The organism is Bradyrhizobium sp. USDA 4452, assembly GCF_054063575.1.
Genome location: NZ_JBSSGK010000001.1, coordinates 6,559,458 through 6,584,900 on the forward strand (window position 1 = coordinate 6,559,458; position 25,443 = coordinate 6,584,900).

The 25,443-nt window shown below is 63.1% G+C and carries 22 protein-coding genes; 19 read left to right on the top strand and 3 right to left on the bottom strand.

All coding sequences use genetic code 11. The features are described from left to right. Window positions 1-16 precede the first annotated feature (16 nt). From ACVISU_RS30720 to ACVISU_RS30730, 3 genes are all read left to right on the top strand, one after another. Window positions 17-1,207 carry a M24 family metallopeptidase gene (locus ACVISU_RS30720; RefSeq protein ID WP_456709441.1) on the top strand — a complete coding sequence of 397 codons (1,191 nt, stop codon included), beginning with the start codon at window positions 17-19 and terminating at the stop codon, window positions 1,205-1,207. Between the two features lie 337 nt (window positions 1,208-1,544). Then, window positions 1,545-3,086, top strand: a complete 1,542-nt coding sequence (ilvA, locus tag ACVISU_RS30725) for a threonine ammonia-lyase, biosynthetic (RefSeq protein WP_456709442.1) — start codon at window positions 1,545-1,547, stop codon at window positions 3,084-3,086. A 105-nt stretch (window positions 3,087-3,191) separates the two neighbouring features. Further along, window positions 3,192-3,911 (top strand): class II aldolase/adducin family protein, encoded by a 720-nt coding sequence (locus tag ACVISU_RS30730; RefSeq protein ID WP_456709443.1) that lies wholly within the window; start codon window positions 3,192-3,194, stop codon window positions 3,909-3,911. A 16-nt stretch (window positions 3,912-3,927) separates the two neighbouring features. Here ACVISU_RS30730 and ACVISU_RS30735 read toward each other — a convergent pair whose 3' ends face one another. Beyond that, a complete protein-coding gene (locus tag ACVISU_RS30735; RefSeq protein ID WP_456709444.1) occupies window positions 3,928-4,137 on the bottom strand; it encodes a hypothetical protein in 210 nt (69 codons plus the stop codon). Between ACVISU_RS30735 and ACVISU_RS30740 the strand changes: the two genes are divergently transcribed. Then, complete coding sequence (locus ACVISU_RS30740; RefSeq protein ID WP_050401077.1) at window positions 4,136-5,107, top strand: TRAP transporter substrate-binding protein; 972 nt, start codon at window positions 4,136-4,138, stop codon at window positions 5,105-5,107. The genes ACVISU_RS30735 and ACVISU_RS30740 overlap by 2 nt on opposite strands. Before the next feature lie 78 nt (window positions 5,108-5,185). Here the strand turns inward: ACVISU_RS30740 and ACVISU_RS30745 are convergent, their stop codons facing one another. Next, window positions 5,186-6,019: an acetamidase/formamidase family protein gene (locus ACVISU_RS30745; protein WP_456709445.1), complete on the bottom strand. Its 834-nt coding sequence runs from the start codon at window positions 6,017-6,019 to the stop codon at window positions 5,186-5,188. Between the two features lie 511 nt (window positions 6,020-6,530). Here ACVISU_RS30745 and ACVISU_RS30750 point away from each other — a divergent pair. The 8 genes from ACVISU_RS30750 (at window position 6,531) to ACVISU_RS30785 (ending at window position 15,949) form a co-directional block, all read left to right on the top strand. Continuing rightward, window positions 6,531-7,451, top strand: a complete 921-nt coding sequence (locus ACVISU_RS30750) for a CoA transferase subunit A (RefSeq protein ID WP_456710939.1) — start codon at window positions 6,531-6,533, stop codon at window positions 7,449-7,451. Further along, on the top strand, window positions 7,444-8,214 hold the full coding sequence (locus ACVISU_RS30755) for a CoA-transferase subunit beta (protein WP_456709446.1): 771 nt from the start codon (window positions 7,444-7,446) through the stop codon (window positions 8,212-8,214). The genes ACVISU_RS30750 and ACVISU_RS30755 overlap by 8 nt, the downstream gene beginning before the upstream one ends. Before the next feature lie 27 nt (window positions 8,215-8,241). Continuing rightward, on the top strand, window positions 8,242-9,195 hold the full coding sequence (locus ACVISU_RS30760) for an LLM class flavin-dependent oxidoreductase (protein WP_050401073.1): 954 nt from the start codon (window positions 8,242-8,244) through the stop codon (window positions 9,193-9,195). A gap of 35 nt (window positions 9,196-9,230) precedes the next feature. Beyond that, window positions 9,231-10,508 (top strand): ArgE/DapE family deacylase, encoded by a 1,278-nt coding sequence (locus ACVISU_RS30765; RefSeq protein ID WP_050401072.1) that lies wholly within the window; start codon window positions 9,231-9,233, stop codon window positions 10,506-10,508. A gap of 206 nt (window positions 10,509-10,714) precedes the next feature. Next, a complete protein-coding gene (locus tag ACVISU_RS30770; protein ID WP_456709447.1) occupies window positions 10,715-13,090 on the top strand; it encodes a xanthine dehydrogenase family protein molybdopterin-binding subunit in 2,376 nt (791 codons plus the stop codon). Then, complete coding sequence (locus ACVISU_RS30775; RefSeq protein WP_050401070.1) at window positions 13,087-13,926, top strand: FAD binding domain-containing protein; 840 nt, start codon at window positions 13,087-13,089, stop codon at window positions 13,924-13,926. The genes ACVISU_RS30770 and ACVISU_RS30775 overlap by 4 nt, the downstream gene beginning before the upstream one ends. Further along, complete coding sequence (locus ACVISU_RS30780) at window positions 13,923-15,137, top strand: xanthine dehydrogenase family Fe-S subunit (protein WP_456709448.1); 1,215 nt, start codon at window positions 13,923-13,925, stop codon at window positions 15,135-15,137. The genes ACVISU_RS30775 and ACVISU_RS30780 overlap by 4 nt, the downstream gene beginning before the upstream one ends. Before the next feature lie 53 nt (window positions 15,138-15,190). Further along, entirely contained in the window at window positions 15,191-15,949 is a 759-nt protein-coding gene (locus tag ACVISU_RS30785) for a GntR family transcriptional regulator (protein ID WP_097677035.1), read from the top strand. A gap of 36 nt (window positions 15,950-15,985) precedes the next feature. Here ACVISU_RS30785 and ACVISU_RS30790 read toward each other — a convergent pair whose 3' ends face one another. Continuing rightward, window positions 15,986-17,173, bottom strand: coding sequence for a diaminopropionate ammonia-lyase (locus ACVISU_RS30790; protein ID WP_050401067.1), 1,188 nt, complete (start codon window positions 17,171-17,173; stop codon window positions 15,986-15,988). Window positions 17,174-17,425: 252 nt separating this feature from the next. On the opposite strand from ACVISU_RS30790, the gene ACVISU_RS30795 reads away from it, so the two are divergent. The 7 genes from ACVISU_RS30795 to ACVISU_RS30825 are packed head-to-tail and all read left to right on the top strand — an operon-like array spanning window position 17,426 to window position 25,244. Further along, window positions 17,426-18,202: a LamB/YcsF family protein gene (locus tag ACVISU_RS30795; RefSeq protein ID WP_083992067.1), complete on the top strand. Its 777-nt coding sequence runs from the start codon at window positions 17,426-17,428 to the stop codon at window positions 18,200-18,202. Between the two features lie 21 nt (window positions 18,203-18,223). After that, a complete protein-coding gene (gene npdG / locus ACVISU_RS30800; RefSeq protein ID WP_456709449.1) occupies window positions 18,224-18,883 on the top strand; it encodes an NADPH-dependent F420 reductase in 660 nt (219 codons plus the stop codon). A gap of 3 nt (window positions 18,884-18,886) precedes the next feature. Next, window positions 18,887-19,660, top strand: a complete 774-nt coding sequence (gene cofE / locus ACVISU_RS30805) for a coenzyme F420-0:L-glutamate ligase (protein ID WP_050401065.1) — start codon at window positions 18,887-18,889, stop codon at window positions 19,658-19,660. After that, the gene (gene cofD / locus ACVISU_RS30810; protein ID WP_456709450.1) at window positions 19,657-20,595 is read left to right on the top strand and encodes a 2-phospho-L-lactate transferase; all 939 of its coding nucleotides are present in this window, start codon (window positions 19,657-19,659) and stop codon (window positions 20,593-20,595) included. Before cofE ends, cofD begins: the two co-directional genes overlap by 4 nt. Before the next feature lie 8 nt (window positions 20,596-20,603). After that, on the top strand, window positions 20,604-21,296 hold the full coding sequence (gene cofC, locus ACVISU_RS30815; RefSeq protein WP_456709451.1) for a 2-phospho-L-lactate guanylyltransferase: 693 nt from the start codon (window positions 20,604-20,606) through the stop codon (window positions 21,294-21,296). Further along, a complete protein-coding gene (cofH, locus tag ACVISU_RS30820; protein ID WP_456709452.1) occupies window positions 21,296-23,701 on the top strand; it encodes a 5-amino-6-(D-ribitylamino)uracil--L-tyrosine 4-hydroxyphenyl transferase CofH in 2,406 nt (801 codons plus the stop codon). Before cofC ends, cofH begins: the two co-directional genes overlap by 1 nt. 52 nt (window positions 23,702-23,753) lie before the next feature. Further along, the gene (locus ACVISU_RS30825; RefSeq protein WP_456709453.1) at window positions 23,754-25,244 is read left to right on the top strand and encodes a pyridoxal-phosphate dependent enzyme; all 1,491 of its coding nucleotides are present in this window, start codon (window positions 23,754-23,756) and stop codon (window positions 25,242-25,244) included. Window positions 25,245-25,443: the final 199 nt, after the last annotated feature.

Below are 25,443 nucleotides of genomic sequence, written 5' to 3' on the forward strand. Positions count from 1 at the left end.
AACGAAAGGGCATATCATGGACAATACGCTCGACACGATCGCAACGGCTGCGCCCTTCGATACCGCCAAGCTCGATCGGCTGATGGACGAGGCAGGGCTCGACATCCTGGTCGTCACCTCGCGTCACAATGTGCAGTATCTGCTCGGCGGATACCGCTTTTTCTTCTTCGACGTCATGGAAGCGATCGGCACGAGCCGCTATCTGCCGGTGTTCGTCTATCAGAAAGGCCACCCCGAGAACTCCGCATATATCGGTAACCGGATGGAGAAGTTCGAGCACGCGCTCGGACGGATATGGACGCCGGCCGTCAAGGCGGATGCCTGGGGAACGATCGATGCGATCGGCCTCGCCATCGATCACGTGAGAAAGCTCGGGGGCGCGACGAGGCGCATCGGCATCGAGGCAGGTTTTCTGCCGGCCGACGCCAGGGATCATCTGCTTGCCCGCCTTGGCCATGTCGAGCTCCGCGAGGCCCATTTTACGCTGGAACGGCTTCGTGCCGTGAAGTCGCCGGCCGAACTCGACCTCATCAAGGAGGCGTCCGAACGGGTTGTCGATGCGATGATGGCGACGTTCAAGGCCTGTGCGCCGGGCATGACCAAGAACGATGTCGTCGCCTGCCTGCGCCGTGAGGAGCAGCAACGTGATCTCGTCTTCGAATACTGCCTGATCGCCGCGGGCAAGAGCCATAACCGCGCGCCGTCGGACCAGCGTCTTGCGGAGGGCGACGTGATCTCGATCGATTCCGGCGGTAACTATCGGGGCTATATCGGCGATCTCAGCCGCATGGGTATTCTGGGCGAGCCCGACAGCGAGCTGCGCGAGTTGCTGCAAGAGATCGAGGACATCCAGCAGGTGGCCCGGCGCGCCATCCGACCGGGCGCCTCGGGTGGCGACATCATTGCGGCGGGGGAGACCGCTGCCAGGTCATCGCCGCATCGCGCGGTGCTCGACTTCACCGCGCATGGCATCGGGCTTGTCAGTCACGAGGCGCCGCGCCTCACCGCGACCGGCCCGGTGCCTTACGCGGCCTATGACGCCGATCGGCCGCTCGAATGCGGGATGGTGATCTCGATCGAAACCGCGCTGCTGCATCCGGCGCGCGGCTACATCAAGCTCGAGGACACGCTACTCGTCTCCGAGGCGGGCTGGAAAGCTCCCGGCGACCATGGCCGGGAATGGAATTCGTCGCATCGCATGGTGTGAAGCAGTCAACGCCAGGGCGGCATCTTGGGATGGGTCACACTGATTCAGCTGTGGTCCCGGAGCCGCTCGTGGCTGACTTCGGAATACTAGAAATGTATCCCTGAGTTGCCCGACGCGTCAAGTGGCCCGGCCGATGTCGGCCCCCGCCGGCTACTGTGCATGGGGTTGTTTTCAATATTTTGGCAGCGGCGGGTCTTTGCTTCACGCGAGCCTCCGGTCATGCGATGCTTCGAACTGGAAGCGGTAACCGCCTCGTGCTGTCCGCTCGCCGGGTCGGCGCCGACGATGGTAAGGTGCAACCGATATCGATTGCCGCCCCATCGACAGAAGCGACCCGATGACCGCCAACGCGCTCCGTGACTACGCCCAAAGCATCCTGACCGCCCGTGTCTACGACGTCGCGGTGGAGACGCCGCTCGATCCGATGCCGCGGCTCTCGGAGCGTTTGTCGCGCACCGTCCTGCTGAAGCGGGAAGACTTCCAGCCGATCTTTTCGTTCAAGCTTCGCGGCGCCTACAACAAGATCGTCAGGCTGCCGGATGCGCAGCGGAGACAGGGCGTGATCTGCGCGTCGGCCGGCAATCACGCGCAGGGCGTGGCGCTGTCGGCGCGCAAGCTCGGCATTCCCGCGACGATCGTGATGCCGCGGACGACGCCGGCCATCAAGGTCGAAGCCGTCCGGCGCCTGGGCGGCGACGTCGTGCTGCATGGCGACACCTTCGACGACGCCCAAACCAAGGCGAGGGAGATCGAGGTCGCGCGGGGCCTGACCTTCGTGCATCCGTTCGACGATCCCGACGTGATCGCCGGCCAGGGCACCGTCGGGATGGAGATCCTGCGCCAGCATCCCGATCCGATCGAGGCGATCTTCGTGCCGATCGGCGGCGGCGGGCTGGCGGCCGGCGTCGCCGCTTTCGTGAAGTTCCTCAATCCGTCGATCAAGGTCGTCGGCGTGGAGCCGGCCGACGCTGCCTCGATGGCGGCGGCGCTCGCCAAGGGGAGCGTCGTCGCGTTGGACCAGGTCGGGCTGTTCGCCGACGGCGTCGCGGTCCGCAAGGTCGGAGCGGAGACGTTCCGGCTCTGCCGCGACCTGCTCGACGAGGTCGTCACCGTCGATACCGACGCGATGTGTGCGGCCATCAAGGATATCTTCGACGATTTGCGATCGGTCGCCGAGCCGTCCGGGGCATTGGCGCTTGCCGGCCTCAAGGCCTATGCCGAACGCGGCACGCTGAGCGACGGGAGCCTGATTGCCGTCAACAGCGGCGCCAACCTGAATTTCGACCGGCTGCGCACGATTGCCGATCGCGCCGAGGTCGGCGAACATCGCGAGGCGCTGCTTGCGGTCACCGTGCCGGAGAAGCCGGGCAGCTATCGCCACTTCATCCGCATCCTCGGCTCGCGCGCCATCACCGAATTCAACTACCGCTTTGCCGAGACGACCGCGCCGGCGCAGCTGTTCGTCGGCATCGCGCTGAGCCGTGGCGAAGCCGAGAAGCGGGAAGTCATGGAGCTGCTGCGGCGCGAGGGCTATCCGATCCTGGATCTGAGCGAGAACGAGATGGCCAAGGACCATGTGCGCTACATGGTGGGCGGCCGCGCGCCGCTGCTCAAGGACGAGGTGATCTACCGCTTCGAGTTTCCGGAGCGTCCCGGTGCGTTGCTGAAGTTCCTTGAGAGCCTGGCGCCCGACTGGAACATCTCGCTGTTCCACTACCGCAATCACGGCGCCGACTACGGACGCATTTTGGCAGGCATCGAGGTCAAGCCAGGCGAGCGCGCGCGGTTCGTTCAAGCGCTCGATGCACTCGGTTATCCCTACTGGAACGAGAGCGAAAATCCGGCCTATCGCCTGTTCCTCTCCGCCGAGAAGGGATGAAGCGGCGGGCAGGGTCTTACGCTGGTCCAGAGTAAAGAGGACGGTTGCCGGTCAAGACATCGGCGAGCCGAGACGCAATCCGCGCTGAAGGGAAAGGCTATCGGTATGACCCGTGAGGAACGACAATTGCGCGAGGCAATCATTGCCAAGTGCCGATGGATGAATGCGTCGGGTCTCAACCAGGGGACATCAGGCAATATCTCCGCCCGCTACAAGGACCGGATGCTGATCACACCGTCCGCAACACCGTATGATTCGATGAAACCGGAGATGATCGCGTCGATGCCGCTCGAAGGCGACTATGGCACGTGGGAAGGGCCGCTGCAGCCGTCTACCGAATGGCGCTTCCATCTCGACATCACGCGCGCCCGGCCCGATGTCGGCGCCATCGTCCACACCCACTCGACTTATGCGACCGTGCTTGCGATCGCGCGCAAGCCGATTCCGGCCTGCCACTACATGATGGCGGCATTCGGCGGCACCGACATCCGCTGCGCCGGCTACGCGCGCTACGGCACCAAGGAACTCTCGGATCACGCGATCTCGGCACTCGAAGGTCGCAATGGCTGCCTGCTCGCCAATCACGGCATGATCGCGCTCGGCGCCAATCTCGACAAGGCGATGTGGCTCGCGGTCGAGCTCGAGACCATCGCGCGGCAGTACTACCTCTCGCTGGCGCTCGACTCGCAGATCATCCTGAGCGACGAGGAGATCGCCGATGCCGCGAAGGGGTTCTCCAGCTACGGGTTGCAGGTGCCAAAGCCGAACAAGGCCCGCGCGACGGCGCCGCGCCGCGCCCAGAAAAGGCGCAGCAGCAAGCGATGACGGGCACTGCGCCGATCTAGGACGGCATGTGCAAGGAAGCGAGAAGCCCGGCTCCGATTGAACCGAACGAGCGCGCGACGAGCCGCAGATGGCCGGGCCATTTGACGGCCCCGTCAGCATGGGCAAGATTGATCGAGTCAAACTGTGCTTGCGGGACATTTCCGGTGCTCAATTCGGTTTCTGCTTTGCCCTCGTCGATCAACTGGGCGGGCTTACGCTCTGCCATGGCGGCGCTTCTCATCGCGTCGGCGGCTATATTCAGCGCACCTGCGTCCGCTCAAGTGGCGTGGCAAATGGCGACCGAGTATCCTCGCAGCAATATCTCCGGTGTTGGCTTGGAAAGATTCGCGGAGCTCGTGTCCGCGCAGACGAATGGATACGTTACGGTCCGCAATGCGTTCGATAACGAGTTGAAGATCAGCTCCGGCGAAATGTTGCGCGCGGCCCAGGCGGGGCGGATTGCCGGCGGCGACGCATTTGCAGGGCCGCTCGAGGCGTCCGATCCGGTGTTCGGCCTTCCGTCGCTGCCGTTTGTTGTCCAATCGATCGAGGCGGCGCGGACCATCAATGCGCGCGCGCGGCCGCTCTATGAGAAGGCGTTGGCCGCGCAGGGCCTCAAGCTCCTGTACATCACCATTTGGCCGTCCACCGGCCTCTGGAGTGTCCAGCCGATCTCTGCGCCGCCGGACCTTCGATCCATCGCCGCGCGGACCTATGATTACAATTCGGCCGAGGTGATGCGCGCGGTCGGTGCAACGGCGGAGTACCTTCCGTTCAACGAGGCAATCGCCAAGGTCAGAAGCCATGAGCTGAATGCCATCCTCACATCGGGCGACGGCGGGGCCGGCCGAAAGCTCTGGCAGGATCTGCCCCATTTCACGGCGATCAACTACGCGATTCCGATCTCGATCGCCTTTGTGAGGACCGATGCCTTTGAAGCACTCCCGAAGAGGGTTCAACGCCAGGTGATGCAGGTGGCTGCCGAGACGGAACAAAGCCAGTTCGAGCTTCTGGCCAATCGGACCGCCGAGAATTACGCGCGCATGCGCGCCAATGGGGTTCAGATCACCGAGCCGGCGCCGGCCCCTGTTCTCGCCGCGCTCAAGCAGGGGGCGTCGGCGCCGATCGCTGCGTGGAAGGCCAAGGCTCCTCCGGAAGCCGTTGCTATCGTTGATCGCGCGCTGCAGCAGCAATAGGCGGCGGTGTCGTTGCGCGGGCGGTGCTGAGCCGCCGTGAGCAACGATGTAAGGTGCCGCTGTGTGCGGCGTGCAGCATTAGTTCGTGCGTCGGGTGCAGCCTTGCGGTGCATGCGCATTGACGATCGATGTGCCCATCGACGCGGACGCGGTCTCGACCCGAGGGCTCGCAAGATGCAGATTGCGTCGAACGTGAAACTCGAACGTGCCGGCGAGCGCCGTTTCGATGGCGGAAAGGTGCGTATCTCCATCGTCGAGCAGCGCGTGGCCATGCCCAGCCGAGAACAATGCGCCTGCAACGAAGATCGGAAAATAGGCGGTGCATCCGACGCCGAGATACCTGTCGTCGATGCGCCCGCTGAACCCATTCGGATCGCTCGGTTTGCGCGGGTCCCAGTTCGCCGGCGGCGCGACACCAAAGTTGCCGAAGCAGGGCGATAATTTCAGTTCCCGTCCCCAAGGCAGACGCGCGATATTGCGCGTGCGATCGAGCAGGACGTGCCGGCAGCAGAAGTCCAGTGACGTTTCCCGCGCCACGCTTGTCGGGGTCCTCATGTTCCAACCCCAATCCGATCGCAGGCGGACATCGAGGACACGAACTTCGAGCACGTCACCCGGTTCGGCGCCCTCGATGTGGATCGGTCCGGTCAATAGCCGTGGCGCAGCTTCGTGGGAGCCGGGAATGTCGCTGCCGCCAAGCGGTTCGATCAGGTCGCGCACAAGATCGAAAGCTTCATCCGGTTCGGCCGAGAGCGTTTCGATCGTCACCCGATCACCCGGAGCGATCCTGATGACGGGACTGAGCCGACCGTCCCACGGTCCCCAATGAAGATGATCTGGTGTCGAGGTAAGATAATGCTCCACGGTCCATCCTTTCTTATTAGTTCTAGTTGACGCCTGTGCGCACGCCACCGCATCAGGCGGCCACTCCGACCCGATGATCGCCGTGAAAGCAGGCGATGCATGACGACGCTGTCAAAGTGACGGTGGCTCCATAAGCACGATTTGTGCCAAGAGCCGCTAGGCGGGACATCCTATCTACCGCCTTATAGTCTTTATGCTCTCCCCGCTTCGCGCCTGCATCTTGAACTTGCCGGGTCAACAGCGCGGCGGCTCGCGTCCGCTCGCGTAGCGAATGGGAAGAACCGTGACGCTCGAGAGCAACAGGCTGGAATGGCGGGCATCGCTCGTCGTTCATTGTGCCGCTTGGCGATAGCAAACCCACCGCATCTCGCGGGATGCTGAACCCGTCACGATTGGGACGTTGCGAAGATTCCGCTAGACGTATGGGACTAACATTAGTACGATAGGTCCAATTGGCAGGAAGGGCCTGCGGTTCGCTCCTCAGCCGCTGCCGGTTGCCGACAAGGAGGATGTTTTGCCGGATACACTGGTGGAGCCGTATACGCGGCTCAGAGAGAAGATGGCGCAGCGCGATCGAAGCCTGCGCGAAAAGGTGGTGTCGCTCGAGGAAGCGGCCGGCTTCGTCCAAGACGGCATGAAGGTGGGAATTGGCGGGTCGACCATGTCCCGCACGCCGATGGCGATGCTCTGGGAGCTGATCCGCCAGCATCGCAAGGATCTTTCGATTTCGCGCTGCATCGTCTCGACGGACGGCGACCTCGTGTTCGGATCCGGCATTGCGAACCACGTCGTCACCAGCTGGTTCGCCCAGGGGATTCTCTGGGGTCTGTCCAAGGTGATGCGGCATCACGTGGAGAATGGCGGCAAGCGCTATGAGGAATGGAGCCACATGGCCGTCGGCATGCGCTTTCGCGCAGGCGGCATGGGCGTTCCGTTCCTGCCGACCCGCGCCATGCTGGGGTCGGATATCGTCGGTCAGCGCCCCGAGGCCAAGCAGATCGATTGTCCGTTCACCGGCGAGAAAGTGCTGCTGGTTCCCGCGCTCAACCCCGACGTCGCGCTGATCCACGTCCAGCGCTGCGACCCCTACGGCAACGCCCAGATCGACGGCCTGCAATTCATGGACATCGATCTTGCGCTCGCCGCCAACAGCGTGATCCTCACGACCGAGCGGATCGTCTCGAACGACCAGATCCGGCGCGCGCCGGACCAGACGAAGATTCCGTTCTTCTGCGTCGACGCGGTGGTCGAGGTTCCCTACGGATCGGCGCCCCACGAATGCTACGGCCTCTATGAGCCGATGATGCGGCACATGGAAGCCTATGTCACGCAGGTCAACGCGGATCCCGTCAAGGGCATGCAGGAATATCTCGACCGCTATTTCTACAGCCCGAAGTCCTGGAACGAATATCTCTCGCTGATCGGCATGGATGAGGTGTTGGAGGCAACGCAGAAGGGCAGGAGCATCTTTAATGACTGAGGCGCAGCGCTACACCGCAAGCGAAATCCTCGCGATCTTGAGCGCGCGCCAGCTGCAGGACGGGCAGGTGGTGTTCGCCGGCATCGGCGTGCCGCTACTCGCTGCAACCCTGGCCCAGCGCACCCGCTGTCCGGCCCTCACCATTCTGTTCGAGGGCGGCGTGGTCGGCGCCTTCGTCGAGCCCGGCAAACTGCCTCCGTCGACCAACGACCAGCGCTGCACCAAGCGCGCCAACATGGTCCTCGGCAGCGCCGATGTCTTGCTGCTGCTCCAGCGCGGTTACGTCGACGTCGGTTTCATGGGCGGCGCCCAGATCGATCAGTTCGGCAATCTGAACTCGTCGTTCATCGGCGATCCGGCGAAGCCGAAGACGCGCCTGCCGGGTACCGGCGGCGGCAACGACATCTCAAGCCTGACCAACATGATCGTCGCGATGAAGCACGAGAAGCGTCGCTTCGTCGAAAAGGTCGACTTCATCACCAGCCCCGGTTTCATCCGCGGCGGCGCCAGCCGGCGCGACTCCGGCCTGCCCAGCGGCGGCATGTGGCGTGTGATCACCGAGCTCGCCGTGTTCGGCTTCGATGACAGGACCCGGCGCATCAAGGTGCTGGCGCTCAATCCCGGCGTCAGCCGCGAGGAAGTGCAGGACAATACCGGCTTCAGGCTCGACTTCGACGAGAACCTCCACGTCACGTCGCCGCCGACCGATCACGAACTCGAGACGCTGCGGGTGCTCGATCCCGACCGTCTCTTCACCGCTTAAAGCTACACCAAGTCCGGAGATCTATTGATGACCACGCTCGCCAACACGTTTGGTATTGCCGCGCGCAACTTCACCGCTTATCCCGAAATGCCCAACGCCCGGGCGCTCGTCGAGTATGGCGTTCGTGTCGAGGAGCTCGGCTACGATTCGGTCTGGGTCTGGGATCACATGCTTCTCGGCGTCGATCCGAACTTCCCGATCATCGACTCCCTGACCACGCTGACGGGCATTGCCGCGCGCACCAAGCGGATCAAGATGGGCACCGGCATCCTGGTGCTGCCGCTCCGCAACGCCGTGGCGCTCGCCAAGCAGCTCTCGAGCATGGATCAGCTGTCCGAGGGCCGCCTGATCATGGGCATGGCGTCCGGATGGTACAAGCGCGAGTTCGACGCGCTCGGCATTCCCTTCGAGAAGCGCGGCAAGATCATGGATGAAAATCTCGAGATCATGCGCCGGCTGTGGACTGAAGAATCCGTTTCGGGCGAATACATGCGCCACAACATTTCCAAGGCGGTGATGTATCCCAAGCCGGCGCAGCCGCAAATTCCGCTGCTGATCGGCGGCTACGCCGATCCCGTGCTGAAGCGCGCCGCACTGAACGGGGACGGCTGGCTCACCTACTTCTATCGTCCCGCCGACTTCAAGAAGTCCTGGGACAAGATCATCAATTTCGCCAAGGAGGGCGGCAAGGATCCGTCGACTTTGAAGAACGCCTCGCAATTGCCGATCATGATCGGCAAATCGCGGCAGGCGGTCGAAGCCGACATGATGGACTGGCTCAACAAGGAGTGGGATTTCCCGGCTCACAGCGATTGCAGCCGCGAGAGCGCCATCATGGGCTCGGTCGATGAATGCGTCGCCCAGCTGCGTGAGCACATTGCGCTCGGCGTTCAGAAGATCATCTTCGTCCCGTACAAGTATCAGGCGGACCAGGTCGAAACCATCGCGCGTGAGATCATCCCGCGCCTGCGCGCCAAGTAACCAACCCGGAAACGATCAACACAGGCGACAAGCAGATGACTGACCCCGTACGCAAGAAGATCATCGACAAGGTCGACGCTTCGAAGGATCACGCGATCAAGTTCCTCCAGGATATGGTCGCGATCCCGAGCGTGACCGGCGACGAAGCCGCGATCCAGAAGCACATGCACGGCTACCTGACCGAGATCGGTCTTGACGTCGACATGTGGGAGACCAATTGGGACGAGCTGAAGAAGCATCCCGGCTATCGCCCGGTCGATCGCGGTTATGAGAATCGTCCCAACATCGTTGCGACCCTGAAGGGCACCGGCGGTGGCCGCTCGCTGCTGCTCAACGGTCATACCGACGTGATCCCCGTCGGCAACGGCGAGGGATGGAGCGACAATCCGTGGTCGGCTTCGATCAAGAACGGGCGCATCTACGGCCGTGGCTCGTGCGACATGAAGAGCGGCGTTGCCAGCCATGTGCTTGCGGTCCAGTACCTGAAGGAACTTGGACTCACGCCGAAGGGCGATGTCATGATCAACATCGTCATCGACGAGGAAGTCAGCGGGCACGGCACGCTCGACACCGTCATCCGCGGCTACAAGGCGGATGCCGGCATTTCCGGCGAAACCAGCGACCTGTTCGTGCAGCCGGCCTGCATCGGGCGCATCTGGTTCCAGATCGACATCGAAGGCAAGCCTGCCGGTATCCAGCAGCGCTACCTCGGCATCAGCGCCATCGAGCTCGGCAACAAGATCGTGAAAGCGGTGCAGGAGCTGGAAGATGAGCGCGTTGCGACCGTCAAGCATGCGCTCTACCCGAGCGCCATCGACTCCTTGCCCTGCATCATCGGCAGCTTCCAGGCCGGCAACTATCCGAGCGCCTTCCCGGCGAGCGCCGTTCTGAAGGGATCGATCGGCACCGTGCCGAGCGAGGACCACGAGGGCGTCAAGCAGAGCCTCGTCAGGAAGATCGCCGAGGTTGCGGCTCAGGATCCCTGGATGAAGGACCATCCGCCCGTGGTGAAGTTCGTCGGTTACGACGCCGAGGCTTCCGAGATTCCGGTGCAGCATCCGATCGTGCAGACCGTCTGCGACGTCTATACGGAAGTGACCGGCAAGAAGCCGACGATCTCGGGTCGCCAGGGGGCGGCGGATACGCGATTCCTGAACAAGTACGCGAACACGCCAACCGTGATCTTCGGACCCGGTTCGACGGCGGTCATGCATGCGAATGACGAGTATGTCTCGATCGATGATTACCTGACGGCCATCAAGGTCATGGCGCTCAGCATCCACGACTGGTGCAACTCCGCCCCGGCCAAATAATCAAAAGGCCGGATCAATCGGAAAGGGGGCCCGCGGTTTGGGCCCCTTTTTTTGGCGGCGTCGGTGGTGCGAACTCGCTATTGTCGCACGCGGGAGGGTTCTCCAGACTCGACGCTCAATCGTGGTGATGCTATCATTGCGATAATAGAATGAATCTCGTTCGAGCAGTCGATTGCTTCGGACGCGGACGATAGAGAGGGCGCGGAGTGGGAAAGCAGGGCGTTGGAGTTTCGATTGCCCGGAAGGAAGATGATCGCTTTCTTCGCGGGCGGGGCGAATATGTCGGCGATATTCGCTTGCCCGGCATGCGCGACGTCGCGTTCGTCCGTAGTCCGCTTGCGCATGCGCGGATCAAGGATATTCGCATCCCGTCACATCTCCGCAGCAGCGTGTTCATTGCGTCGGATATCGCGGCCGACACGCGCCCGATTCGCGCCGTGTCCGGATTGCCGGGCTTCAAGCCCTCCGATCAGCCGATCCTGGCGTTCGAGAAGGTCCGTCAGGTCGGCGAATTGATCGCGATGTGCGTCGCCGATACCCGCGCGGAAGCCGAGGACATTGCGGCTGCCGTCGAAATTGATTTCGAGGAGTTGCCGGCCGTGCATGACATGCTCCTGGCGCGGCGTCCGGACTCCGCCCTGGTGCACGAGGAGTGGGGCGACAATGTGTTCCTCGAGACATTCGTCGACATCAACATGGAGGCGGCCTACGACGCTCCGATCAAGATCACGCGCGAGATATCGACCGCGCGGCAGAGCATGGCGCCGATGGAAGGCCGCGGCACGGTCGCTGTCTGGCACAAGCGGATGGATCAGCTCGTGCTCTACACCGGAAATCAGCAACCGCACATCGTGCGCAACGGTCTGTCGGAGTGCCTCAAGCTTGAGCAGCTGAATATCCGCATCGTCTCGCCCGATGTCGGCGGCGGCTTCGGCTACAAGGGCATCGTGCTGACGGAGGATGTTTGCCTCGGTTGGCTCGCCATGCGCTGCGGCTATCCGGTGCGCTGGATTGAGGATCGTCGCGAGCATTTGACGGCGGGGGCGAATTGCCGCGAGCATCACTACAACATCACCGTCTATGCCGATCGCGACGGGAAATTGCGCGGTGTCGAGTGCGAAGCCTCGGTCGATTCAGGTGCCTATTCGTCCTATCCGTTTTCGGCCTGTCTCGAAGCTGCGCAGATCGCCAGCATCCTGCCCGGCCCGTACGACTTCCCGTCCTATCGCTGCCGCACCTGGTCGGTCTCCACCAACAAGTGCCCGATCCTGCCTTACCGCGGCGTTGCCCGCACCGGCGTTTGCTACGCGATCGAGCTGATGATGGACGCGATCGCACACGAATGCGGTCTTGAACCCTACGAGGTGAGGCTCAAGAACCTGGTGCGGCCGGAGCAGATGCCGTTCGACAACATCACCAAGAAGCATTTCGACAGCGGAAATTACCCGGAGTCGTTGCGGCAGGCTCTCGCAAAGATCGACTTGCCCGGTCTGCGTGCGCGCCAGAAAAAAGGTGAGCCAGACGGTCGGCTGATCGGGGTCGGTCTATCCGTCTATTGCGAGCAGGGCGCGCACGGCACGTCGGTCTACGCAGGCTGGGGCATCCCGATGGTTCCGGGGCACGAACAGGCGACCGCCCGCATGACTCCCGACGGCGGCCTCGAGCTGCGCATCGGCGCGCATTCGCATGGTCAGAGCATGGAGACCACGCTTCCGCAGGTCGCGCACGAGATCCTTGGCATCGACATCGCGCGCATCAAGCTGGTTCACGGCGACACCGAGTACACGCCTTACTCGACGGGCAGCTGGGGATCGCGCTGCGCGGTGATGTCCGGCGGCGCCGTTGCGACCGCATCGCGTGAGCTCGCCAAGCTCATCAAGGGCATTGGCGCGCATCTGCTGCAGACCGAGGTCGAGAACGTCAAGCTCCAGAATGGCGCGGTCGTTGGTCCGTCCAACAGCGTGAAGATCGACGAAATCGCGCACACCTGGTACCGCCGGCCGCAGGACCTGCCGGCAACCGTCGATCCGCGGGGCCTGGAAGTCACCATCGGCTACAAGCCGGCGCGCGATTCCGGCACGTTCAGCTATGCAACGCATATCGCGGTGGTCGCCGTCGATCCCGAACTGGGCGATATCGAGCTGATCGACTACGTGGTCGTCGAAGACGGCGGCCAGCTGATCAATCCCATGGTCGTCGACGGGCAAATCTACGGCGGGCTGGCGCAGGGCATCGGCACCGCGATGTATGAAGAGATGAATTTTGATAGCTCGGGGCAGCCGCTCGCTTCGACCTTTGCCGACTATCTGCTGCCAGGCCCGACCGAAGTGCCGGCGCCCAAGCTTGGCCACATGGAGACGTTGGCGCCCTATACGGAATTCGGTGTCAAAGGCATCGGCGAGGGCGGTGCCATCGCGCCTCCAGGCGCGATCGGCAATGCGGTCAATGACGCATTGCGGCCTCTTGGAGCCCAGGTCTTGCACACGCCAATGACGCCACGGCGTGTTCTCGAAGCCATTCGGACCGCGGCCGAGCGCCGCGAGGAGAAGGCGCCCAAAGTTGCGGAAGGGTTGCCGGCGTGAAACCTGTCAATTTCGACTACGCACGCCCCGATGCGATCGACGCGGTGATCAGACTCATCGCGGACGACAGCAGGACCGTCAAAATGATGGCCGGGAGCCAGTCGCTCGGGCCGATGTTGAATCTCAGGCTCGTGCAGCCCGATCTGATCGTCGACCTGACCGGGATCGAGGAGCTGCGTTGTTTCAGTGATGGGGCGGACGAAATCTCGATCGGGGCTTGTGTCACGCATGCCGATATCGAGGATCTCCGCGTCACCGACGTCACCCGCGGCGCGCTGCCGACAGTGGCCAATGGCATCGCATATCGCGCGGTGCGCAATCGCGGCACCATCGGCGGAAGCTTGACGCATGCCGATCCGTCGGCCGACTGGCACTCGATCCTCGCTGCGGTAGGCGCGAAGGTCGTGCTGCGTGGTCCGGCCGGAGAGCGGATCGTGACCGTTGAGGACTACATGGTGGGCGCGCTGGAAGCCGACCTGCGCCCCGGCGAAGTTCTGGTTCGCGTTGTGGTGCCGCGACTGAGCAAGTCGGCGCGCTGGGGCTACTACAAGAGCTGTCGCAAGACCGGCGAATTCGCCCACGCGATAGGCGCCTTCATGACCGACCCCGATCGTGGCGTCAGCCGTGCGGTGATTGGCGCAACGGAGAGCCGTCCGGTCGTCATTGCCAAGGCATGCAATGTAATCGGCGACGGTCGCGCGCCGCGTTTGAGCGACAGTTTCGACGGCAGGGCCGTCGGCGAGATTTTGGAGAAGGCAGGGATGGTCGATCCCCTGGATAAGCAAACCCACGTCGCCGCGCTGCGCCGCGCGATCGAGCAGGCGCGGCCGCAATGAGCATCTGTAGCCTCAACATCAACGGAAGCGCGGTCAGCGCGGAGATTCAGCCGCGGACGCATCTTGCGGATTTTCTCCGCGAGAAGCTCAATCTGACCGGCACCCATCTGGGCTGCGAGCACGGCGTCTGCGGCGCGTGCACGCTGCTTGTCGATGGCGTGCCGACGCGCTCCTGTATCACCTTCGCGCTGGCATGCCAGCAGGCAGACGTCACGACGATCGAGGGGCTTGACGACGACGAGATCACGCGCGAGCTGCGTGCGGCCTTTACAAGGGAACACGGCCTCCAATGCGGCTATTGCACGCCGGGGATGGTCGTGTCGGCGCGCGATGTCGTGCTGCGCATGCAGGACCCCAGCGAGCGCGACATTCGCGTGGCCATGAGCGGAAACCTTTGTCGCTGCACCGGCTATGTCGGCATTGTCCGTGCGATCCAGGGTGTGATCGCGGATCGCCGGGAGCGAGGGATCGCGGCGATTCCAAACGGAAACCGGACGCGCCTTGGACCGTCGGGCTCCGGCAATGCGACCCCGGTGACTGCGGCTTCCGTCCGGCCCAAGGCAAACGCCGCACCAGCTGTGAAAAAAGCAGAAGCTCCGGCGGCGGCCTCGCTCAGGGATACGAGCTGGAAGCCGCAAACGACCTTCATGCAGAGCTTCACCGTCGGGCATCCGGTCGATGACGTCTGGAATTTCTTCTCCGACATCGGTGCGGTCGCGGCTTGCCTGCCGGGCGCATCGCTCGCCCGAGAGCCGGTCGATGGTCACGTCGACGGCCAGATCAAGATCAAGGTCGGGCCGATCTCTGCCGAATTTCAGGGCATCGCCGACGTGACGCGCGACGATGCGACCCGCACCGGCACGATTGTCGGCGCAGGCAAGGACAAGCGCAGCAACTCCTCGACCCGCGGTCTGATCGGCTATGCCGTCAAGCCGGGTGACGCGGAAAGCCAAACCAGGGTCGATCTCAACATTGGCTTCACTTTGACTGGGGCCCTGGCGCAGTTCAGCCGCTCGGGCCTGATCCAGGATGTGGCCGGACGAATCATCGCTGTCTTTGTCCAGAACCTCGAGACAAGGCTCTCCCATCGATCGGGAGGGGGCGAGGGTGAGCCGGCCATGGTCAGGGAATTCGACGCCGGCGCGCTCATGCGATCGATGGCGTTGGATTATCTGAGACGCGGGCTTCGATGGCTGTTGCGACGATCCTAGTTGTCCGGCGATAAAAACTCGCCTTTGGCGATGAAATGGACTATCTTACTATCATGAATAAGCTAGTCCCAAACTACGAGCGCAGCCGGGTCCCCCTCTACGTGCAGGTCGCATCCGTGATGCGTCAGCGTGTCGAGTCCGGGCAATGGCAAGAGGGCGACAAGATCTCGACCATCGAGGAGCTGGAAACCGAATTCGGTGTCGCGCGCGTTACGGTCCGGCAGGCGATCGAGATGTTGCGGAACGAGGGTCTTCTCGATGCGCAGCAGGGTCGTGGGACCTTCGTGTCCGGACGGCCCAAGAATCGTCACTGGCTGAACTTGGCCAACGATTTCGAGTCGATGGTCGATTCCGTCAGGAACAACGTCCTCAAGCGCGTCTATGTCGAGGAGAATGCGGAGCCGCCCCGGCTCGCCGCGCATGAAGGAAAGCCTGCCGCCGGCTACGCCTTTCTCAGAAGCGTTCAGTACAACGAGGACGAGCCGTTTTCGGTCGTCAATCTCCATCTGGCGCGCAACCTCTATCTCAAGGACCGCAAGCGCTTCACCCACACGGCTGCGCTGACCAAGATCATGGAGATGGACGACATCACGCTCGCCCATGCCCATCAGGTCGTGACGATCGGCGTGGCCGATCCCGAAACGGCCGAGCTGCTCAAGATCGGCCTCGGTGAACCAACTGCCGATTGTCGCCTGGTGTTGGTCGACAGCAACGACATCGCGGTCTACGTCGCCAATATCCATTATCATCGCAGTTGCTTCGCGCTTCGTTCCGATCTTCTCGAAAAATCGAAGAAGCGAACGAAGGCCTGACGAGGGAGCGGGCGCAAGACCCGCTCCTCATTGCCGCTAAGCGAGGATGCTCGCCGGCGAAGCTCCCACGATCTCCGTGTAGCGCTTCTGGTCGGTCGCGCCTTCGGTGTTGATCAGCAGCACACGCGATGCCTGGTTCAAGCCCAGCTTTTCACGCGTAACGCTGCTCTTGGCGGCGCGCCAAAGGCCAGCCAGTCCCGCGGCGCCGCTTTCGCCGGCCACAATGGCCGGGTCGCCGCCGGTCGGGTGCGCGAGCCGGCGCATCGCTGCCGCGGCGCCTTCTTCGCCGACCATCATGAACGCATCCGCCTTTCGCGACAGGATGCGCCACGCAACCAGAGAAGGCTCGTAGCATTCGAGCATCGCCATGATCGTTGGCTCGCCATGGGCGATCTTGATCGGCGCGCCCGCAACGGCGCTTTGATAGAGGCACGCAGCCCGTTCGGGCTCTACGACCACGAATGTCGGCCGGCTCTTGCCGAAGACGACATCGAAGTAACCGGCGACTGCCGCCGCGAGGCCTCCGACTCCGGCCTGGACGAAGACATGGGTGGGCGCCTCCGGCTGCTGCCGGAGGATCTCGTTCAGCATCGCCGTATAGCCCTGCATGACCAGTCCGGGGATGCGCTCATAGCCGGGCCAAGACGTATCAGAGACGACGATCCAGTGATTGTCCTGGCAGACCTTGTCGGCGACAGCGACGGAGTCGTCGTAGGTGCCGGGCACCCGAACGATTTCCGCGCCGAAGCGGGCAATCGCCTGTACGCGCTCGTCCGTGACGCCGGAATGCACGAAGATGACCGCCTTGGCTCCGACCATCTGCGCGCCGGCTGCGACCGATCGGCCGTGATTTCCATCGGTGGCACAGCCGACGGTCAGGCTGCGCGCGATCTCGCGGATGGCAGGGGTCCCGATCTCGCTGATGTCCACCGCGCGGCCCAGCTTGCTGCCGGCATGCTCCAGCAGTAGCCTGACGACGGCGTAGGATCCGCCCAGGGCCTTGAAGCTGCCGAGGCCGAGCCGATGCGATTCGTCCTTGATATGGATGGACTTCACCTCGAATTCGCGGGCGAGCGCCGGCAGCGATCGCAGCGGCGTTTCGGCGTGGTTCGGCCGGAAGCTGAGAAAGCGCTCGACTTCGCTGGCTTCCTCACGCGCCAGCGTAGCGGCATCCGCCGGGTCAAGCGGTTGCTCGTGAGATGAACTTGTATTCGACAGGAACATTCGAACCGGCCTTCGCGATGAGTTGTTTGGTGGAGCAGCCGCCGCTGATCGGTCGTATCGTCGTCGGGCAGCGTAGCTTGCTAGAGAGTTGAATACATACTATCATTGGTATGATAGTTCAATGCGGTTCTCACCACCTCCGTACTGTCTTCGTAGTCCAAACCAATGTTCGGAAAAGCGGGAAAATTGTCTAGGTAAACATATTGTCATACCAATAATAGGATGTTATAGCTCAAGCGCACGAGGTGACGGATGACCATATCGATCAACTTGAACGCCGACATGGCCGAAGGGTTCGGCGCCTACGACATCGGCGACGATGCCGGAATCCTTGAGATCATCGGATCGGCCAATATCGCCTGCGGCTTTCACGCCGGTGACCCGCGGGTGATGCGCAACGTCGTGCGCGAAGCCAAGCGCCTCGGCGTCACGATCGGTGCGCATCCCGGCTTCAACGATCTCTGGGGCTTCGGGCGTCGACGCATCGATATGCGCCCCGATGACCTCGAATACATGGTCGCCTATCAGATCGGCGCGCTGCAGGCGATGGCGGCCTACGAGGGCGAGCGGGTCACCCACCTCAAGCCGCACGGCGCGCTCAACAACATGGCCGCCGAAGACGCCGAATACGCGCTGGCCATCGGCCGCGCCATCAAGGCCGTCGATCCGCGCATCATCTATGTGGCGCTGGCGGGGTCGGAGATGGAGAAGGCCGGCCGCAAGCTCGGACTTGCCGTCGCGATCGAAGGCTTCTGCGATCGCCAATACGACGACGACGGCAATCTGACCTCGCGCAAGATCGCGGGCTCGGTCATCAAGGACGCCGCGGTCGCGACCCGGCAGGTGCTGGACATGGTGTTGAACAACACCATCACCTCCCGCAACGGCAAGAAGATCAAATGCAAGGTCCATTCGCTGTGCGTCCACGGCGACGAGCCCACGGGCGTCGCCACGGCCCGTGCGGTGCGGGAAGGCCTCGAGAAGGCCGGCGTCAAGCTCGTGCCGCTCACCGAAATGCCCCTCGACTAATCCTGGAAAGGCCACCGAGACATGAACACGAAGTCGACGATTGCCATCCTTGGAGGAACCGGTGACCTGGGATCCGGCCTCGCAAAATGCTGGCTTGCGGCCGGTTACAGGGTCATTCTCGGTTCACGCTCCGCGGAGAAGGCCCGGAGCACGGCTGAGACCATGACCGGTGACGTCGCGGGCGACGACAATGCCGCCGCTGCCAGGGCTGCCGACATCGTGGTCGTTGCTGTGCCATTCGCCAGCCATGATGCGACGCTGAACGAAGTCAAGGACGTGGTGCAGGGCAAGATCGTGGTGGATGCGGCGGTCCCGCTGGTGCCGCCGAAAGTGTCGGTCGTCCAGCTTCCGTCCGCCGGATCGGCCGCGCAGATCGCGCAGCAGTTGCTGGGACCCGGCGTGCGCGTCGTCTCCGCGTTCCACAATGTGGGCGCAACCAAGCTGCACCAGGGCGGCAAGGCGGATTGCGACGTTCTGGTCTTTGGCGACGACAAGGCGGCGCGCGACATCGTCATTGGTCTTGCGAACGAAGTTGCATCCGCGGGCATCGACGGCGGCGTGCTGGCAAACTCGGCGGCGGCGGAGGCGCTGACATCCGTGCTGATCGGGATCAATCGGCGCTACAAGGTGCCCGGTGCCGGCATCCGCATCACCGGCCTGTCTGCGAGCCCGGGTGTCTGATCCATGCCCGTGGGGACGCGAGTCGAATACATCGCCCTGCAGGACATTCGGCGCGTCGAGCCGGGCGAGGATCTTGCCGCGCTCATCAGGCAGAGCCTCGCCGGGATGTCCCTAGACCTGCAGCGGGGCGACATCCTCGTCATTGCGCAGAAGATCGTCTCGAAATCGGAAGGGCGCTACGTTCGGCTGAGCGACGTCGAGCCGTCCGCGCAGGCGCTCGAACTCGCAACGACGGTCGGCAAGGACCCGCGCTTCCTCGAGGTCGTGCTTCGCGAATCCGCAGAGGTCGTCAAGACCCGGCCGAACGTCGTCATCGCCGCCCACCGGCTCGGCTTCGTCATGGCCAACGCCGGGATCGATCAATCGAACATCGAGCATCGTGACGACGAAGAGCGCGTCTTGCTGCTGCCCAAGGATCCCGACGGATCCGCGCAGAAGCTGAAGGTCGCGCTGGACGCAGCCGGCGACCTCGATCTTGGAATCATCATCAACGACAGCTTTGGCCGCCCCTGGCGCAACGGTGTCGTCGGGGTGGCGATCGGCGCGGCCGGCATTCCCTCGCTGCTGAGCCAGATCGGTGTCCCCGACATGTTCGGCCGGGCGATGCGCGTGACCGAGATCGCCATCGCCGATGAGATCGCCGGCGGCGCTTCACTCCTGATGGGGCAGGCGGGCGAGGGGATGCCGATCATCCTCGTCCGTGGCCTCACGCTTGATGGACCGGTCTCACCCGCGGCCGCGCTCGCGCGGCCCAAGAGCCAGGACATGTTTCGATGAGTGGCGCCGACCTCAACGTTGTTGCGCTTTGCGGCGGGGTCGGCGGCGCCAAGCTGGCCTATGGCCTCAATCGCTTGCTGGGCGCCAAGCTCGCCGTTGTCGTGAACACGGGCGACGACTTCGAGCATCTCGGTCTCACGATCTCGCCGGACATCGACACGGTCATCTACACGCTCGGCGAACTCGCCGACGAAGAGCGTGGCTGGGGACGTGCTGGCGAAAGCTGGAATTTCATGGAGGCGCTCGGCGGCCTCAAGGGCGAGACCTGGTTTCGTTTGGGCGACCGCGATCTTGCCATGCACGTCTTGCGCTCGCGCGCGCTCGGCGCCGGCGTCACCTTGACCGACTTCACGGGCAGGATTGCATCGCATCTCGCCATTGAGGCGCGCATCCTGCCGATGACCGACGATCCGTTTGCGACGATCGTCGTCACGGCCGATCAGAGGCTCGCGTTTCAGCGTTATTTCGTCGAGCTGCAGGCCCGGCCCGAGGTCAGGAAGATCGAATTCCAGAACCCCAGCGATGCAACCGCGACCGACGCCGCGCTGCGGGCCATCGGCGCCGCCGATGCCATCATTGTCTGTCCATCGAATCCGTATCTCAGCATCGATCCGATCCTGGCCGTTCCAGGTATCCGGGCGGCCCTGGACACGACCAGGGCCCCCATTGTGGCAGTCTCGCCGCTGGTCGGCGGCCGCGCCATCAAGGGACCGACCGTGAAGATCATGAACGAGCTCGGCGTCGCGACAAACTGCGCCTCGATCGTCAGGCACTATGGCTTCCTCGACGGTCTGGTGATGGATCGAGAGGATCAGGCCGACGCCGGTGCGATCGGGATTCCCGTGCATGTGACCAACACGATCATGCGCGCGAAGGAAGAGCGTGTTCAGTTGGCACGCGAGTGTCTTCAGTTTCTTGATCGACTGAAAGGTTGAGCGAAGCGATGGACGATTCCGAAACCTGGGCGCTGGTGCCGGTCAAGCGGTTCAGTCAAGCAAAGAGCAGGCTGTGCGATATCCTGGTGGCGACCGAGCGCGCAAAACTGGCGCAAGCCATGCTGTGCGACGTGCTCGGCAACCTGCGGGATACGCGCTCGCTGGCCGGCATCGCCGTGGTGAGTGCCGATCCCGAGGCGTTCGCGATCGCCAAGCGTTTTGGCGCGGCCATGATCTTTGATGAGGTCGAGACCGGCGTTAATGCCGCGGTGCGGCGCGGTCTCGATGCGTTCCGGCCGTACGGGCGGCGGGTTCTTGTTGTCCCCGCCGATATTCCGTTCGCCCGTCCGGAGGACTTCGAACACGTCATCCGGTTGCTGGACCACACGCCGGTCGTGCTCGTACCTGCACTCTACGATGGTGGCACCAATGCCCTGGCGATGCGGGCGCCCGACATGCTGGAGCCTCGATTTGGCGAAGAGAGCTTTCGCGCGCACCGCGACCTGGCGCGGCAGCGGCAACTGAGCTGCAGCGTGTTCAAGTCCCATGGTATCGGCAAGGACATCGACTGCCCGATCGATTTTGGTCCGTATCTGATCTCGTCGCAAAACCTCGGAACGACGGGTTCGCTTCTTGATGACCTCAGAATTGCCGAGCGCTTCGGCATCGACGACCATCCCGTTCCCGTGAGGCTGTTCTGATGACGTCCGTCTTGAGTCTTCCGTTCGACCGTCGCCTGTCCCGAAGCGAGGCTTACAGGCTCATCGATCTCACTGACATCGACGAGCTCCTGACGACTGCCGCCAGGCGAAGGGATACCGCGCACGGTGATGTCATCACCTATTCGCCCAAGGTATTCATCCCGCTCACCCAGCTCTGCCGCGATGTCTGTCACTACTGCACGTTCGCTCACGCGCCGCGTTCGAACGTCAAACCGTATCTCTCGGTCGACGAAGCCGTCGCGATCGCCAGGGCCGGCAAGGAAGCCGGCTGTCATGAGGCGCTGTTTACGCTCGGTGACAAGCCGGAGCTTCGCTACCGCGTCGCGCGTGAGGAGCTGACAAGGCTGGGCCACGAATCCTCGCTGTCGTATCTCGCCGAAGTTGCAAGGGCGGTGTTCGAGCAGACCGGCCTGCTGCCTCACGTCAATCCCGGGATCATGAGCGAGCTCGACCTTGCCATGCTGCGCAAGGTCTCGGTCTCGCAGGGCATCATGCTGGAGTCCGCGTCCGACCGGCTTTGCGCGAAGGGCGGTCCGCACTTCGGATCGCCGGACAAGGTGCCGGCCGTCAGGCTTCAGACGATCAAGACCGCCGGTGAGCAGGCCGTTCCCTTCACCTCGGGAATCCTGATCGGCATCGGGGAGACCCGGGCCGAACGGATCGATGCGCTGCTTGCGCTGCGCGACCTGAATGATGCGCATGGCCATCTGCAGGAGATCATCATCCAGAACTTCCGGCCGAAGGTTGGCACGCGCATGGCCAATGCGCCGGCACCCTCCGTGGACGATCATCTCTGGACCATCGCCATTGCCCGCCTGATCTTCGAGCCGGAGATGAACATTCAGGCGCCGCCGAACCTGAGCCCGGCAGCCCTGGGGCGCGTTGTTGCGGCAGGGATCAACGATTGGGGCGGCGTGTCGCCTGTCACGCCCGACCACGTCAATCCCGAAGCACCATGGCCGCATCTGCGGCTGCTGGACGCTGCAACACGGTCCACCGGCAAGCGGCTCGAGAAGCGGCTGCCGATCTATCCGAGCTTCGCACGCTATCCGTCGCGCTGGCTCGACACCAAGCTGCTGAAGTCGGTCCTCGATCGCATCGACGGCGACGGATTTCCGCGCAGCGACGACTGGCATCCGGGCCACGTCGGCGGGATTCCGTCGCGCGAGCTCGGATGGCTGAAGTCCGCACCACGCATCGGGCATGGCGGCGAGGTGACATCCGTAATCGCCAGGGCTCAGCGCGGCAATGAGCTGTCGGAAGGCGAGATTGTCAGGCTGTTCCGCGCTCACGAGACCGACTTCACCAGCATTTGCCGGGCGGCCGACGAATTGCGCAGCAGCGTCAACGGCGACGTGGTGTCCTACGTCGTCTGCCGCAACATCAATTACACCAACATCTGCTCCTTCAAATGCCAGTTCTGCGCCTTCTCGAAGGGGAAGATGAGCGAGAATCTGCGCGGGCGGCCTTACGACCTCGAGATGTCCGAAGTCGCGCAGCGGGTCACCGAGGCCTGGGACCGCGGCGCCTCCGAGGTGTGCATGCAGGGCGGCATCCATCCTTCCTATACCGGGCAGAAGTATCTGGATATCTGCCGGGCCGTGAAGGGCGCCGTTCCGGCCATGCATCTTCATGCGTTCTCGCCGCTCGAGATCCATCAGGGCGCGCACACGCTCGGCATTTCCGTCGCCGAGTTCCTGCAGGAGCTGAAGGCGGCAGGCCTCGGCACTTTGCCGGGAACGGCCGCTGAAATCCTCGACGACGAGGTGCGCGAGATGCTCTGCGCGGACAAGATCAGGACCCAGCAGTGGCTCGACGTGATGCGCACGGCGCATTCGATCGGGCTCCGATCGACGGCCACCATCATGTTCGGCCATATCGAACGTTACGACCATTGGGCGCGGCATCTGCTCCGGCTGCGACGCCTGCAGGCGGAGACCGGCGGATTTACCGAGCTCGTACCGTTGCCGTTCGTTCACATGGAAGCGCCGGTCTATCTCAAGGGCCGGGCGCGTCCGGGCCCGACATTCCGCGAGGCGGTCCTCATGCACGCGGTGTCGCGCCTCGTCCTCAATCCGCACATCACCAATATCCAGGCGTCCTGGGTCAAGATGGGACCGGAGGGGCTGCGGCACTGCCTTTCGGCCGGCGTGAACGACCTCGGTGGTACTCTGATGGATGAAAGCATCTCGCGGTCGGCCGGCGCCTCGCACGGCCAGGAGATGACGCCGCAGGAGCTCGAATCGATCATCGTTTCGGCAGGCCGTGTGCCGCGTCAGCGCACGACGACCTACGGCGTCGCGGACGAGGTGCGGAGGCAGCGCTCATTTGACGCGGTCCGCGAGCGGCAGACCGGCACCGAGATGCGATCCGCGGGGTGCTAAAGGACCCGGAAGGCCGCGAGAGCAGAGAACTCTCCAACAGGGATGTTTGAAAATGGCGTTTGTGATCGAGCCGAATATTGTCGACAGAAAAGGCTGGCGGCAGGCTGCGGCGCAGGCGCGCAGACTTAACCTGAAGCTGCCGACCTTCTCCCAGCTCGCGCACCCACCGCTTCCGTCGGCCAAGGTGTGGGAGGACATCGCGGCGGTAGGACCGGACGAGCCGAGTGCCGCGAACCTCTGGCGCATGCACTGGTACAATGCGGAAAACCGCCGGGGCAGGGACCTGGTGCCGGGCCATATCGTGCTGCCGAAGGAGATCACCGGCGTCGATGCCAAGATCATCGTGCTGCTCGGTGACCGCTTTCCGATGATCGGCGCACACAAGGTGCTGCCGGCCTATGCTGCCTTGATCGAGCAGCTCGTGACCGGGCGCTTCGATCCGTCAAGGCAGAAGGCCGTCTGGCCTTCCACCGGCAATTACTGTCGCGGCGGTGTCGCCGTTTCACGGATCCTCGGCTGTCGCGGCGTGGCCGTCTTGCCCGAAGGCATGAGCCGCGAGCGCTTCGAATGGCTCGAGAAGTGGGTCAGCGACCCTGCCGACATCATCCGGACACCCGGCACCGAGAGCAACGTCAAGGAGATCTACGACAAGTGCGCGGAGCTCAGGCGGGACGACAGCAACATCATTCTCAACCAGTTCTCGTCGTTCTCGAACTATCTCATCCACTATGAATGCACGGGGCGCGCGGCGGAAGATGCCTTCAAGGCATTCAACCAAAACGAGAGCCACGAACTGGCGGCCTTCGTCTCGGCGACCGGATCGTCGGGGACGATCGCCGCGGGTGATTTTCTCAAGACGCGCTGGGGCTCGAAAGTCGTTGCCGTCGAGGCGCTCGAGTGTCCAACGATGCTCAACAACGGCTATGGCGAGCACAACATCCAGGGGATCGGCGACAAGCACATTCCGCTGATTCACAATGTCATGAACCTCGACTTCGTCGTCGGGGTCTCGGACCGAACCACGGACCAGCTCAATCTGCTGTTCGGCTCGAAAGCGGGCCGGGATTATCTCGAGACGCGCTGCGGACTCGACCCCGTGCTGGTGCGCGCCTTTGACCATGTCGGCATCTCCGGGCTCGCCAACGTCATCGCCTCGATCAAGCTGGCAAAGCTGATGAACTACGGGCCCGAGAAGGCCATCGTCACCGTGGCGACGGACAGTGCCTCCATGTACGGCAGCGAACGCAGGCAGTTCGAAGAGAAGCACTACGCGCGTGGTCTTGATCAGGTGAATGCCGCCGAAATCTTCGGCGCCTGCCTGCTCGGCGCCGCATCCGACAATGTTGTCGAGCTGACGGAGCTTTCGCGACGCGCCGTCTTCAACCTCGGCTACTACACCTGGGTCGAACAGCAAGGCGTTTCAGTCGCCGATTTTGAGCGACGCCGGTCGCAGTCCTTCTGGAGCAAGATTCAGGACAGCCTGGGCGAATGGGATCAACTCACCATCGAGTTCAACAAAGAAGCGAGTTTGGCGAACGCCTGATCCGCACGCGCGGCATCGTGTCCGTCGAAGGAGTTTCGAAATTGGTCTAGCCGAAAGCAATCGCGCAAATGATGAGCGGCCTGCGTCAAATGAGGGCAATGCAAAACAAAAATAGAGCAGGGCGCCTGCTTGACGACAGATCACAAGTATCTTTAAGATACTAATAATAGGATGATAGGATCATCACCGCGGTGACGAA

Excerpts from the sequence above, each read along its gene's own strand:
- ACVISU_RS30755 (WP_456709446.1), top strand. The coding sequence starts at position 7,444 with ATGACTGAGGCGCAGCGCTACACCGCAAGCGAAATCCTCGCGATCTTG.
- ACVISU_RS30760 (WP_050401073.1), top strand. The coding sequence starts at position 8,242 with ATGACCACGCTCGCCAACACGTTTGGTATTGCCGCGCGCAACTTCACC.
- cofD (WP_456709450.1), top strand. The coding sequence starts at position 19,657 with ATGAGTGGCGCCGACCTCAACGTTGTTGCGCTTTGCGGCGGGGTCGGC.
- cofH (WP_456709452.1), top strand. The coding sequence starts at position 21,296 with ATGACGTCCGTCTTGAGTCTTCCGTTCGACCGTCGCCTGTCCCGAAGC.
- ACVISU_RS30785 (WP_097677035.1), top strand. The coding sequence starts at position 15,191 with ATGAATAAGCTAGTCCCAAACTACGAGCGCAGCCGGGTCCCCCTCTAC.
- ACVISU_RS30735 (WP_456709444.1), bottom strand. The coding sequence starts at position 4,137 with ATGGCAGAGCGTAAGCCCGCCCAGTTGATCGACGAGGGCAAAGCAGAA.
- ACVISU_RS30825 (WP_456709453.1), top strand. The coding sequence starts at position 23,754 with ATGGCGTTTGTGATCGAGCCGAATATTGTCGACAGAAAAGGCTGGCGG.
- ACVISU_RS30765 (WP_050401072.1), top strand. The coding sequence starts at position 9,231 with ATGACTGACCCCGTACGCAAGAAGATCATCGACAAGGTCGACGCTTCG.
- ACVISU_RS30795 (WP_083992067.1), top strand. The coding sequence starts at position 17,426 with ATGACCATATCGATCAACTTGAACGCCGACATGGCCGAAGGGTTCGGC.
- ACVISU_RS30730 (WP_456709443.1), top strand. The coding sequence starts at position 3,192 with ATGACCCGTGAGGAACGACAATTGCGCGAGGCAATCATTGCCAAGTGC.
- ACVISU_RS30720 (WP_456709441.1), top strand. The coding sequence starts at position 17 with ATGGACAATACGCTCGACACGATCGCAACGGCTGCGCCCTTCGATACC.
- ilvA (WP_456709442.1), top strand. The coding sequence starts at position 1,545 with ATGACCGCCAACGCGCTCCGTGACTACGCCCAAAGCATCCTGACCGCC.
- npdG (WP_456709449.1), top strand. The coding sequence starts at position 18,224 with ATGAACACGAAGTCGACGATTGCCATCCTTGGAGGAACCGGTGACCTG.
- ACVISU_RS30780 (WP_456709448.1), top strand. The coding sequence starts at position 13,923 with ATGAGCATCTGTAGCCTCAACATCAACGGAAGCGCGGTCAGCGCGGAG.
- ACVISU_RS30790 (WP_050401067.1), bottom strand. The coding sequence starts at position 17,173 with ATGTTCCTGTCGAATACAAGTTCATCTCACGAGCAACCGCTTGACCCG.
- ACVISU_RS30750 (WP_456710939.1), top strand. The coding sequence starts at position 6,531 with ATGGCGCAGCGCGATCGAAGCCTGCGCGAAAAGGTGGTGTCGCTCGAG.
- cofC (WP_456709451.1), top strand. The coding sequence starts at position 20,604 with ATGGACGATTCCGAAACCTGGGCGCTGGTGCCGGTCAAGCGGTTCAGT.
- ACVISU_RS30740 (WP_050401077.1), top strand. The coding sequence starts at position 4,136 with ATGGCGGCGCTTCTCATCGCGTCGGCGGCTATATTCAGCGCACCTGCG.
- cofE (WP_050401065.1), top strand. The coding sequence starts at position 18,887 with ATGCCCGTGGGGACGCGAGTCGAATACATCGCCCTGCAGGACATTCGG.